We start from the raw sequence: 11,415 nt of genomic DNA on the forward strand, positions 1-11,415 counted from the left end.
CTTGGCCTGTCCATGTGACCATTTCACCGTTGACTTCTATTTGATATTTAGCGGGGCGGGGTTTACGTTTTGCTTTTGGCTTCTTTATTGTGGCGTTATCTAAATCGTCAGTGTTTAATCCAAGCGCTGCCATCTTTTGCTTAATTTCTTCTATCTGCGCGTTACGTTCGGCATTAAGGCTTTCGGCTTCGGCTTCTTCTTGCTCTCTTGTTTCGATTAATGCGGTTAACTTCTCTTGAAATGATATGAGTTCGGCAAGTTCTAATTCTTTTACTGCGGCTTTGAATTTGCGGGCGTGAGTTAGAATGCTGATGAAATCAGTCATTAGATAATGTCCTTAATTTAAAATTGAATTGGAATTATTGAAAACTCAAGCTTAGAAATCAAGGCGAGCTATCAAAAGAATGAACTGATTGGGAGTTGTTTATACTTTTATTTAGTCAGTTGCCTATTTGCTCGGCGTTATTTATTCAGTCTCTGTATCCGTGTGTGTCGGGTATATTTATATGATTAGGGGCTTTGGCTTTCTATGTAACAAAAAACAGTTTAAAGCGGCGGCTGCGCCGCCCTGTGTTATTGCACTCATGCAATTAAATATGCGTTTCTATATTTGAATGTATTAATTAGTAAAGTAGGTGAATTGGACGGGTTCCGAAAATACTAATCAGACCTTACCTTGGGCGTTCCCTACGGTCGGGCTTTTCGCTTCGCTCCCCGCGATAATAATTAGCCGGTGCAAAGCGCTACAAGTAGCAAGCACAGGCTAATCATTCCTGCTCGTCAATCCCTAACGCAAAATCAAAAGCCAAGACCAAAGACCAAAGACCAAAGACTTAAAGCACTAACAGCGCCTCGCTGGGTTAAGTGTGAGTAAGCTTGTCCCGGTCTCTCGTCTGTCATGGCTAAACTGTTTCCCTGCTGTTTAACGAATACCGTCCTCGTCTGCGCTTTGACTTCTAATCTGTCTCACTTCACAACCTAATTTTCAAGGGTAAACAAGCGCTACGCGCCCTTGAAAATCAGAACGATGAAGTGAGGTCAGGAAGTCAGGCGAAGACGAGAACGATATTCAAACAACAGGAAAACAAGCCATGACTAACTCAATCCCAGCACAAGCAACTCACACTAATACCCACCAAGTCGCAGTTAGCCTCAAGACACAAGCAGGCTCTCCCAAGCCCGATATCTTGAAAAGCCTTAAAGCTGGAAAGTTACGCAAAAACGCTAAAAATAAAATAGCGGCTTTGTTAGAAGTGGCAACGGGGATCGTGTTGCATACTCAATCAATGGGTTTGGATGATTGTTATGATTATAACGCACCTAAAAGTATAGATGTTGCGGGGTTTTGGGTATGGTATGAAAAAAAATACCGCGACTTGGAAATATACGTGACGGTAACAAATGGCGTTGTTTCTTCTGTTAGGTTCTCAGACTGTCCTTATCATTTTTCTCATGATGTGGTTTTGACTTTTGGCGAAATTGAGGCGGATATTGTGGAAGCACAACCAGAGGCCGCGCCAGTCGTATTAACTAAATTGTCATCATTTGATACATCGGCACTAGAGCCGATTGCTATTGAAGTGATAGAAATCGTTTGGAGTGAATCGAATCAGTTTAAAGACGGCGAGAAGCTATCATTAAGTGAATATAACCAAAAATCGACTATTGAGGCGCTAGAGATTGGGCGCGGTCAAGGTTATGCGAAAACAAAAATTATCATTCATAAAGCCAACGGCGAAACGCTAGAACACCGCCACGACATAGACGCTAATTACCCTACGTTAACGGTTGATTTAGCATCATGCGGTTTGTCAGCGACACAAGCAGACACCAAGCCTTTTGTTAAGTATGAGCAAGTGAAACAAGCATTGGCAGCGGGTTACATTTCGCCGCTAAATCACGCAGAGAAAGCGCCAGAGCCGACACCGCCAAGCGATAATGAAAATTCGCGCAAGGTGGTTAGCCTTGGCGACTATCAAGAGCGCATCGAGAGCAAGCGCGAACGCTTGGAGGAAAGAGCAAACAAAGCGGCTGCTGAATCAGATAGATATTATTCGGCCTCTAAAAGCCTAGCTTCATTAATTCCATTCGGGCAACCAATCCTAGTTGGCCACCATAGCGAGAAACGCGCTAGACGCCACGCAGACAAGATTTTTAATGATATGGGTAAATCGGTAGCTGCTAGTGAAAAAGCCGATTATCTAGCGGGTAAGGCCGCGAGTATTGGCTCTAATGGCATTGCATCGGACGATCCCGAAGCTATAACGAAGTTAAAAGCGAAACTAGCAGGATTAGAGCGCGCACAAGAAACCATGAAAGCCATTAATAAAGTTGTTCGCTCTAAGCATATGAGTGATGCGGATAAAATTGAGTATATGGAGCAATCGCACCAATTAACGAACAGACAAGCACAAGAATTATTAAAAGGCGACTTTTGCGGTCGTGTTGGGTTCGCTAGTTATCAATTGAGTAATAACAACGCGACTATAACCACCACTAAGCAACGTATCGCAGACTTGGAAACGTTACATAATCAAAAGCCATTAGCCGTTAAAGGCTGTATTGACGGGCTAGCGTGGGAACTTTTCGAAGAAGACGGACGCATAAAAATCACGTTTGACGATAAGCCGAGCGAAGAAATAAGAAACCTAATAAAAAACTATGCTTTCAAGTGGTCACGCTATAGCACAGCGTGGGTACGCAAAATCACCCCTAACGCGATAGCCAGCGCTAGAAGATTACTAACTCAGCTTGCAACTAATTAATAAAGATTGAAAAGGGGCTAAAGCCCCTTTTTTAAGTTGCTTAGTGCGCAACCATGTATTACAATGTAATACATGGTTTAAGGATTAATGTTTGAGGTATGAATATGCAACAACGAGTCTATGAGTTAAAAAAATCGGGTAATTCTACTGTGATTAGAATCCCATTTGATGAACTGAAAGCCAATGATTGCGCTGTAGGCGATAAAATTGTTATGAGTTTCAAAAAAGTTAAGTCACCTAGGAGTAACTGGTTTGCGGGAGTGTCTGAAACTTTAGCGCAAGAGGAAGCGGAGTTAATGAACAAAGATTTCGCTAACGTTGAGTTAGATTTATCGGAAGAATGGGGCGATGAATGGTAAATCAATTTGATGTGGTATTGATTGATTTAAATCCCACGGTAGGGGCAGAAATAAATAAAACAAGGCCATGTGTGGTTATATCTCCTGATGATGTTAATAAGCATCTTAAAACGGTCATTATAGCCCCTTTAACCTCAACACCTAGAGGTTGGTCGTTCCGTCCTGTTGTTCAAGGTAGCAAGGTCAAGAGCGAAGTTGCGATTGATCAAATGAGGGCTATTGATAAAAACCGCATCATAAAAAAGCTCGGCCAACTAACCCAAGCTGAATCTAAGGTTGTATCTGGTGTCGTTAGGGAATTTTTCGAGTGAAATTTTCACCGCATGGTATAAACACTTCTGTTAAGGTCGTGGGGATTAACCCTCTCGGCCTGTGGTTGTTCGCAGGTGGGGAGGAGCATTTTCTGAGTTTTAAAGAATTTCCTTGGTTCGAATCTGCACCAGTAAAAGCGGTTTTTAATGTGGAAAAGCAAGGTCGAAGTGGTTTTTATTGGCCTGATTTAGATATTGATCTGATGTTAGAGGGAATTAAACATCCTGAAAAGTACCCATTAAAAGCAAGTCATTAAGCTATTTACAGTATTTAAAATCGGGATTTTACCTTGCTCATACTTCGCTTGGTAAAATCCATAAACACTGCCCCGTCTAACTATTGAGTATGGCTCAATCTTGTGCCTTTGATGTTATGCGCTATTGAGCTAGCGAAAGCATGGAAGCGGAGCGTGACGCCTGAAAGCAGCCGCGCTTTTTGGCTGTATTTTTTCGTCCTGCCAAGCCGCTTTTGATTTTTCTCGTTATATCACAAATGATATAAGTGCTATTCATTTTTATGAAAAATAGATAGCACTGCAAAAGCGAACAAGAAAATAAATACTGGCTTTATAAAGTCAATTGTAGGAGACGAACTGAGATAAGTGTCATAAAAAAGACCACCTATAGCAACCCCTAAGCTAGTTAATAATCTTTTCATAACCATTAAACAATTCCTTATGGTGCTGGCAGTGTCAATATCTACGCTCAGCAATTAAAAGCTATTTAAAATAAATGCTTTTAAAGTTTTCTTTAAATTCCGAATTAAACTTAGCTTGTTGCTTTTCATTTAAAGTTTCTTCGACTGTTTTTAATTGCGCTGAATACAGGGCTTCTGTTTTTGCTTTTTCTTCGGCAATATCTAATTGCATTTTGTAGTTAGTTGCCGCTACGCCACCGATACAGCCCAAAACAACTGATAAAAACATGTATGTGAGCGTCCTAGCATTTGAATTTACATGTTTGTTACTTCCCATTTTGTTTACGATTTTTACAAGTTGATCTAATTGGGGGGTAAATAAAGTGTTTGCACTTTCTTTAGCTCCAAGAATAAAATCAATTTGCGCTTTTTGTAAACTTCTAGCTAGTTGCTCTGATGTTTGTTTTTGTAGTTCATCGGCGTGTTGTTGTGATAATTGGCTAGCCTCAATGATTTTATTGACGCCAGAATTTACAGTTTCGTCTATACTTTCTGAAATCTTAGTGGGCAAACCCTCTAAAGTTTGTTCTAATTCAACCAAATCTTGACGGACTTGAGGGATGCTCGTTTCGATAACTGCTTGGGTTAATTTATCCATATATGTGCCTATTAATAATTAGTCAATCTGAATGTTTAGTTTTTTAAACTCTATGTCGTATAGCGCATTCTGTCTTTTAGCTATGCGTTGTGTGGATTGTTTGATAGTTAAAACGGATATCTTTTTTCGCTCTATTTCTTGTTTTTCAGTATCACCGTCTTTTCTTGCTGCTATTGCTTGTTTGCTGGCATCCTTTAATAAGGATTTAAAGTCAGTTTCATCACTAAGGCACTCTTGCATTGATTGCTTTGTTTTTGATAATAGTTCAAATAACTGTGTATGTTCAATGCGTGGTGCGTTATCAAGGCATATTCCTATTTCTCGACAAGTTGTAATGAGTTGGTTAAATTGCATGTCGTTAGTTATTTCTGGATCGACCTTGTTTAAAATCAAACGAATTTTTTCAAGCTCTACGCCCAATTCTACCAATAATATAATAGTGCTAATAGTGTCAGCGATTTGCTTTTCTTCTGGTACGGTTGGGATGATGAAGTAATCTATGATCTCCTCACTGCCTTGGTCTTTTTTTATTGCTTCTATGATAGAACTTATATTTGACGAACCAATATCTAAAATAACATTGTCATTCAAATGTAGAAGCTCTTGAATGGTTCCCCATTCTTTCCCGCTTACCTTTTCACCTATGGATTTACCATCATTGTTAAGTGACTCGATACGAACTACATCGCAGTTTGATATCCGTGGGAGTAGCAATGTTTGAGTGTTTGTTGTTTTGCAGGTGTTCCCTGATAGGTTTAATACAGCAATAATCATTTTTTATCCTTGAACTCTAATAGGTAATTTTCTTTAGTTGGTATTTTGCTTGAGTCAATTAGCGTGTTATCGACTAAATCAGTCCAACCAGTAAAAACATTTATAATGTGAAGATTATTATAATTGGTAAATCCATTAAAATCACTTGGTATTAACCCTCTTTTTTCACCACCTGCAAATATATATTTGCTATGTTTACTTAGGCGTGTAGCGGCTACCCATTCTTCAATTGGGTATTGTAAATCGTTCTTCTCGTTCTTGGCTTTTTCGTTTTTGTTTAGAGTTGCAGGTGGTTGCTTTATTTCTTTTTTAGATAATTCTACTTCGGTAGGTCTGCTTGATGTCTTCTTGAATAAAGACAGCTTTCTGCTAAAAGAATTACAACTATAGCTAGTGCCTGATATGCGTACTATATCAGCCAGTCTTACCCTTTGCGCTCTTAGAGTTAAAAGCAGATCTAAGTGTTTTTCAATGCAGGCGGAAGTGGATAATATATTGCCTTGCAAGTCTATAATAAAAGGTTTTAATAAAGATTCTAACATTTCGTCATTCATGAGTGCCTCTCAATTTTTTGTCTATTTTACGTCTATATCATGTCTATGTCGTGTCTAATTTGTGTCCATGTTTTGTGTATATTTTCATTTTTCGTCTATTTTGTATCTATATTACGTCATTATTTTGTCTATGTAATGTCTATCTTATGGCTATGAACTGCAAAATTGAAGTTAGACTAAGGCACGCTGCCGATGTATACAGACTCGTTCCTCGTCTATATAATCGGCGTGCAAAGGGGAGAATCCCCTTTAACCCCCTTGGTTCTACGAACCTTTAATATGAAAGATGATGATTGCTATGAGTACAGGTAAAGAAAATAAGAGTGTTGCAATATCATTTAGGCTCACAGAGTCTGAATATAAACCGTATAAAGATATATTAGGACATACCGAATTAACGAAAACGGAGTTCTTTAGAAATGTTTTCTTAAATAAGCAATACACCTTTAATGTTAAAGAGCGTAGGCCTGTTGATTATCATAGGCTTATTTTCTACTTCAATAAGGCAAGCAACAATATTAATCAAATAGCTAAGCGATTAAACGAAGATAATAAGAAGGGTATTATATCACAAAAGACCTATGAGAAAGGTATAAACGAGCTAATTACCATTCAGTCAAATTTGCAGAGGTTACTAAATGATTGTTAGGGTGACAGCGGCAGGTTCAGGGGTTGTTGAGTATTTAGAAAATGGCATAAAGAACGGAAGAGATTTATCACGGGATGAATTAGACCAGCGGGTGTGTATTGACGGTAACATCGAACTCACGGAAACGCTAATAAATGCTATAAGTGATAGTGATAGGGATAATTATTACCACATAACACTATCATTTAAAGAGCGCGATATAGATACTGAAACTATTGAAGCGGTTTACAAAGACTTCAAGAGTAAATTGCTCGTTGCTTATGAAACGTCTGAATATAATGTGTATGCTGAAATACATCACCCTAAAGTTAAAAACTATGAAGACGCTAGAACTGGCGAGTTAATAGAACGGTTACCCCATGTTCACATGGTTATCCCTAAGCGTAACTTAGTTACCAATAGGGATTTTAATCCTTTTGGTGAATATAAAAAGATGGAGCATTACCACGACTCTATTCAAGAGTCGTGTAATTATAAGTTTAACCTTAGTTCGCCTTATGATGCACCTAGACAAATGGCATCAAAAGCCGAGCTTATATCACGTTATAAAGGTGATAACTTTTCAGGTCAGCATTTGGAGTTAAAATCTCAACTATTAGATACAGTTCATAATGAAAATATAGTTAGTTGGGACGGATTAAAAAACGCTGTATCTAAGTACGGTGTCGTGAGTGAAGCAAATACGCCTAACGGTAAATATTTAAAGTTGAAATTACCTGACGCGAAGAAAAACATTAGATTGAAAGAGTCTTGTTTTTCTGAACAATACTTAACAACTCGTGAATACAGAGTTAATAGGCCGTCAGAAAAGCAAGTGCAAGAAAAGTTAGATGTATGGCTAAAGAAAGCATCTTTTGAAAATAAACATATCGTAAAGGCTAATCCCGTATTCCGTAAAGAATACTATAGCGCTAATGATGAACAGCAACATGAAATACTGAAAGATAGGATAGAAAAATATGAGCAGCGATACAATCTTGGAAAGAGAAGACGACAGAATAGTGACAAGTTTAGTTTTAAATCAAATCGAGTCAAAACGTTTGCCGAAATCTCAAACGGCTTGCCAAGTATGTCCAAACGCAATGTGGTTAACCGAATCAACATCGGAAGCGCAAGAACTGAAAGTGTATTGTCGAATAATGCAAACAATAATTTGGACAACCAGCGAGAACGTCAACATAACAATGTGCGACGGGTTAGAGATTGGGGAAGTGGACGAGGAAGCGTAATAAACCAAGTTAAACACGACTCTAAGCAGAATAAAACGGAACTATCAGAGAATGACTTATTCGCAGAGGTTAAAGATAATCTTGAACCGCGATATTTATTTGCAGAGTTAGAAAAGTATAAAATTAACGAAGAAAACTATCAGATATCAAAACTTAAAGATGGTTCTTATAAGATTGCAGTTGGGAAACGTAATTTAAACGTGTCTGATTTTCTTACTAAACATGTTAATTTGTCATGGGAGGATTCAAAGATAATATTGTTGCGTTCATACGAAAAGCAGCAAGAAAATATATTAACTAATGAAGATGCAAACTGTATAATAATAGGGCTTGATAATAAACCCACCTTTAAATATACCGTGTACGATTCTATTAAGGTGTACAAGCATCTTTTAAATATTGAAAACAACAAGGATTATAGTATGAGTGCATTGGAAAAATTGAAAAAGTTAAAGGCGCAAGAAGAAAACCAAATTTTACCTAAGCATAAAACGCTTAGTTTTAATGAACTATTCAAACAGCAAAAGTTGCAAGAGGAATTATCTAAAAGCATCAAGTTTAAAGATTTAGTTGCGACTAAAGATTTAAAGAAAGGAGCTGTAAAGTACAATAACGTCAATGACGGCAAATTGGTCTTTGTAGATAAGGGCGACAGGATTCATTTTGCTGATAAACGTCCAGCGAATGATGCAGTGTTAAACGGTCTAAAAATGGCGGCTGAAAAATTTGGTACTGTAAAGCTTTCGGGTACACCTGAGTTTAAGTTGGCAGTCTTGGAACAGGCTGCGAAAGGAAATGTAAAAGTCTTATTCAGTCCTGATTCATTACAGAAAGAGTACGAGGCTATAAAAACTCAATTAGCTAATGTTAATGCTATTACCAAAGCAGAGCCTCAAGCCCAAAATAATCAAGATGTTGAAGCCGAAGTTAAAGATAAGTCTATCGTACAAGACAATGAATCGGTTGAGTCAGAGCAAACAACTGTTAAAGGAAATGTCCAACAAGACAGTCCATTGCCGCAAGATAATGAAGATATTCAGCAAGATAAACCTACTCCACTAGAGGAGGCAAAAGAGCCTATAGTGCTGACTGGTTTCGGTTCTGCCCCTTATCTAAATGACGAGAAAAACAAAGACAGTTATTACGCCACATTAAGCAATGGCAAAACTCTATGGGGTGTTGGTTTATCGGATGCTATTCAGCAGAGTAACGCTAAAATTGGTGATGAAGTTCAAATCCAAAAGGTAGGTAAAGAATCGGTTACGGTAGAGGTTGAAATAAAGGACAAGGACGGCAATGTTACCGGAACGGAATCCAAGGAAGTTGAACGCGCAATGTGGAACGTCCAAGTAAAAGAACGTGAAGCAGCAAAAGAGGTTGAATCGCAAATTAAGCAGAGTTCAGAGTACAAGCTTACATATGCGTGGAACAAAGCCGAATCAGTTTTAGAACCTAAGCTTAACGGTCAATCGATCAAAGACTCGGAAGTGTCACGAGAATTTATTGAGAAATTGCAAGAGAAAGACGCTTTCTTACAAAATTTCACGGCTGATGAAATTGAAGCTGGTAAGTTAAGTTACGAAAAGGCTTACAATGGAGCAGAGGCTAGATCGTTAACAGTTGATTCAAATGGCGATAAAGTGGAGTCAGCTCCAAAAGTTCAAGATGAATCCGAGCAAACCTTGTAAATGACATACAAAAAAGCCCCATACAAGGGGCTTTTTTGTGTAGATTAATCCAATGAGATTGATACTTTTTACCTATCTAAAGGTGTGCCTAGGTATTGAAAAACGCCTCTACGGGCTTTCTACTGCCCCAAGTACTCGTTTAAGAGGGTAAACTTTTGTATTTGGGATTGGGCGCATATTGATTGTGATCACAATAACGTGAAAACTTACTGGAATACGTTTGATAAAAAGAAGATCTAGAATGCTACAGTATCTTGAATATCACTTTAAGAGTCTTTGTTTTGTTACTGCCTTATTGATTTTCCCAGTGTGCACAATGGCTGTTCAACATGATGGCAATGAAACTATTACTGTAGTGGAGGCTATCTTTGCAAAACCTTCGTCTGAAATCGATTTGGCGAGAGCTAAGCTGACGATCGATAAATTGGTGGACCCATCTGTAGATGTAGATGCGACTCTTGCTGAAATTGATAATATGGTTAATGAAATTCGACATGGCTTATCATCAGATTTAACGGGAATTGACACGTTATTATCATTAAGTGCTTTTTTATACGAAAGTGGATATTGGAATCGTAATCAACCGTTACAATACGATTTTAATGATCCTCTTGGACAATCGATAAACAGTAAACTTCTTTCAAACTACCTAGATACAAAGAAAGGTAATTGTATATCAATGCCTATATTGTATGTGATTATTGCGGAGAAGCTGGGGTTAGATGTCACTCTGTCAACGGCTCCTCTGCATGTTTTTGTTAAATTTAGAGATCCGTTAACAGGTAAATATTTAAGTTTAGAGGCTACCGATCGAGGGCAATTGGTTAATCACGAATTTTACAAAAGTAAATCAACGATAAAACCAGAAGCGATTAACAACGGTCTTTATTTGCAGCCATTAAGTAAAAAAGAATCTGTAGGTGTGATAGCTGTTTTGTTAAGTGAGTATTATGCAGAACATAAACAATGGCAAAATTCTATTGATGTAGCAAAAGTGGTATTAAAACATTATCCCAACTATGCGTATGCCATGATCAAGATCGGTAATGGTTATTCACGATTGCTTTCAGAAAAGGTAGCAGAAGTTAAAGCGAAAAAGTCGTATACCATCAAAGAAAAAGAGTATATGGATCATTTGTATCAACAAAATGTGTATTGGTTTAATAAAGCAGAAAAGCTTGGGTGGCAAATGCCATCACAACATGAAAATGAAACATACTTAAACAGCATCAAACAACGAAGAAGCCAGTTAATTAAAGCATCTAAAGGATAATGAAAATGTTCAAATGGAAACTCGTTTTAATCATATTTATGCTTGGTTTTGTTGGTCTGAGTGACCCCGTTTTTGCTCGATTTGTATCAGTAGATCCTATTGGTGCTGCTCAATACATAAAACAAGGGAATGTTCATGGTTTTAATCGTTATACCTACGGAAACAATAACCCTTATAAGTATGTAGATCCTGATGGAAGAGTGGCTGAAACGGTGTGGGATGCCGCGAATGTTACGATGGGCGTAGCCTCAATGGGGAATAATATCAGCTCTGGGAATTATGGTGCTGCGGGCATTGATGCTGTAGGGGTTGCAATTGACGGCGTGGCAACCGTTGTCCCGTTCATTCCCGGTGGGGCAGGGATGGCAATTAAAGTCACTAGAGGAACTGAACCAGTATTTAAAACTTCAAAAGAGGCAGCGCAGCAGTAAGCGATCAATATAGGACGGTCTTGTCAGATTCTAATAAGTCTGCATTAGATCTGAGGTAAGCGGGTTGTCCGCAAACTTAGCCTTCCA

Annotated in this window: 12 protein-coding genes; 8 read left to right on the forward strand and 4 right to left on the reverse strand. The window is 38.3% G+C overall.

Annotated elements, in window-relative coordinates:
* On the reverse strand, nucleotides 1–325 hold a 325-nt coding region (locus tag L2748_RS21865; protein ID WP_248957749.1), incomplete at its 3' end, for an H-NS family histone-like protein.
* A 766-nt stretch (nucleotides 326–1,091) separates the two neighbouring features.
* On the opposite strand from L2748_RS21865, the gene L2748_RS21870 reads away from it, so the two are divergent.
* From L2748_RS21870 to L2748_RS21885, 4 genes are all read left to right on the forward strand, one after another.
* On the forward strand, nucleotides 1,092–2,765 hold the full coding sequence (locus tag L2748_RS21870) for a DUF3560 domain-containing protein (protein ID WP_246616268.1): 1,674 nt from the start codon (nucleotides 1,092–1,094) through the stop codon (nucleotides 2,763–2,765).
* Between the two features lie 98 nt (nucleotides 2,766–2,863).
* Nucleotides 2,864–3,124 carry an AbrB/MazE/SpoVT family DNA-binding domain-containing protein gene (locus L2748_RS21875; RefSeq protein ID WP_246616269.1) on the forward strand — a complete coding sequence of 87 codons (261 nt, stop codon included), beginning with the start codon at nucleotides 2,864–2,866 and terminating at the stop codon, nucleotides 3,122–3,124.
* Entirely contained in the window at nucleotides 3,118–3,435 is a 318-nt protein-coding gene (locus tag L2748_RS21880) for a type II toxin-antitoxin system PemK/MazF family toxin (protein WP_220783099.1), read from the forward strand. Before L2748_RS21875 ends, L2748_RS21880 begins: the two co-directional genes overlap by 7 nt.
* Entirely contained in the window at nucleotides 3,432–3,692 is a 261-nt protein-coding gene (locus L2748_RS21885; protein ID WP_246616270.1) for a DUF2442 domain-containing protein, read from the forward strand. The genes L2748_RS21880 and L2748_RS21885 overlap by 4 nt, the downstream gene beginning before the upstream one ends.
* Nucleotides 3,693–4,154: 462 nt before the next feature.
* On the opposite strand, the gene L2748_RS21890 is transcribed toward L2748_RS21885, so the two are convergent.
* The 3 genes from L2748_RS21890 to L2748_RS21900 are packed head-to-tail and all read right to left on the reverse strand — an operon-like array spanning nucleotide 4,155 to nucleotide 6,058.
* Nucleotides 4,155–4,730, reverse strand: a complete 576-nt coding sequence (locus L2748_RS21890; RefSeq protein WP_220783100.1) for a hypothetical protein — start codon at nucleotides 4,728–4,730, stop codon at nucleotides 4,155–4,157.
* 18 nt (nucleotides 4,731–4,748) lie between these two features.
* Nucleotides 4,749–5,504: a hypothetical protein gene (locus L2748_RS21895; protein WP_220783101.1), complete on the reverse strand. Its 756-nt coding sequence runs from the start codon at nucleotides 5,502–5,504 to the stop codon at nucleotides 4,749–4,751.
* The gene (locus L2748_RS21900; RefSeq protein ID WP_220783102.1) at nucleotides 5,501–6,058 is read right to left on the reverse strand and encodes a hypothetical protein; all 558 of its coding nucleotides are present in this window, start codon (nucleotides 6,056–6,058) and stop codon (nucleotides 5,501–5,503) included. The genes L2748_RS21895 and L2748_RS21900 overlap by 4 nt, the downstream gene beginning before the upstream one ends.
* Before the next feature lie 298 nt (nucleotides 6,059–6,356).
* Between L2748_RS21900 and L2748_RS21905 the strand changes: the two genes are divergently transcribed.
* The 4 genes from L2748_RS21905 to L2748_RS21920 all read left to right on the forward strand — a co-directional run bounded on the left by L2748_RS21905 (nucleotide 6,357) and on the right by L2748_RS21920 (nucleotide 11,328).
* Nucleotides 6,357–6,707 (forward strand): plasmid mobilization protein, encoded by a 351-nt coding sequence (locus L2748_RS21905; RefSeq protein WP_220783103.1) that lies wholly within the window; start codon nucleotides 6,357–6,359, stop codon nucleotides 6,705–6,707.
* On the forward strand, nucleotides 6,697–9,624 hold the full coding sequence (locus tag L2748_RS21910) for an LPD7 domain-containing protein (protein WP_220783104.1): 2,928 nt from the start codon (nucleotides 6,697–6,699) through the stop codon (nucleotides 9,622–9,624). Before L2748_RS21905 ends, L2748_RS21910 begins: the two co-directional genes overlap by 11 nt.
* A gap of 316 nt (nucleotides 9,625–9,940) precedes the next feature.
* Nucleotides 9,941–10,897, forward strand: coding sequence for a transglutaminase-like domain-containing protein (locus L2748_RS21915; RefSeq protein WP_220783105.1), 957 nt, complete (start codon nucleotides 9,941–9,943; stop codon nucleotides 10,895–10,897).
* A 5-nt stretch (nucleotides 10,898–10,902) separates the two neighbouring features.
* Nucleotides 10,903–11,328, forward strand: coding sequence for a polymorphic toxin type 10 domain-containing protein (locus tag L2748_RS21920; RefSeq protein ID WP_246616271.1), 426 nt, complete (start codon nucleotides 10,903–10,905; stop codon nucleotides 11,326–11,328).
* The last annotated feature ends 87 nt before the right edge of the window (nucleotides 11,329–11,415 follow it).

It is taken from the genome of Shewanella sairae (genome assembly GCF_023283535.1).
Taxonomy (GTDB): Bacteria; Pseudomonadota; Gammaproteobacteria; order Enterobacterales; family Shewanellaceae; genus Shewanella; species Shewanella sairae.

Bases quoted from the DNA above. Each gene is read 5' to 3' on its own strand.
- L2748_RS21870 (WP_246616268.1), top strand. From the start codon at position 1,092: ATGACTAACTCAATCCCAGCACAAGCAACTCACACTAATACCCACCAA.
- L2748_RS21875 (WP_246616269.1), top strand. From the start codon at position 2,864: ATGAATATGCAACAACGAGTCTATGAGTTAAAAAAATCGGGTAATTCT.
- L2748_RS21880 (WP_220783099.1), top strand. From the start codon at position 3,118: ATGGTAAATCAATTTGATGTGGTATTGATTGATTTAAATCCCACGGTA.
- L2748_RS21890 (WP_220783100.1), bottom strand. From the start codon at position 4,730: ATGGATAAATTAACCCAAGCAGTTATCGAAACGAGCATCCCTCAAGTC.
- L2748_RS21895 (WP_220783101.1), bottom strand. From the start codon at position 5,504: ATGATTATTGCTGTATTAAACCTATCAGGGAACACCTGCAAAACAACA.
- L2748_RS21900 (WP_220783102.1), bottom strand. From the start codon at position 6,058: ATGAATGACGAAATGTTAGAATCTTTATTAAAACCTTTTATTATAGAC.
- L2748_RS21905 (WP_220783103.1), top strand. From the start codon at position 6,357: ATGAGTACAGGTAAAGAAAATAAGAGTGTTGCAATATCATTTAGGCTC.
- L2748_RS21910 (WP_220783104.1), top strand. From the start codon at position 6,697: ATGATTGTTAGGGTGACAGCGGCAGGTTCAGGGGTTGTTGAGTATTTA.
- L2748_RS21915 (WP_220783105.1), top strand. From the start codon at position 9,941: ATGGCTGTTCAACATGATGGCAATGAAACTATTACTGTAGTGGAGGCT.
- L2748_RS21920 (WP_246616271.1), top strand. From the start codon at position 10,903: ATGTTCAAATGGAAACTCGTTTTAATCATATTTATGCTTGGTTTTGTT.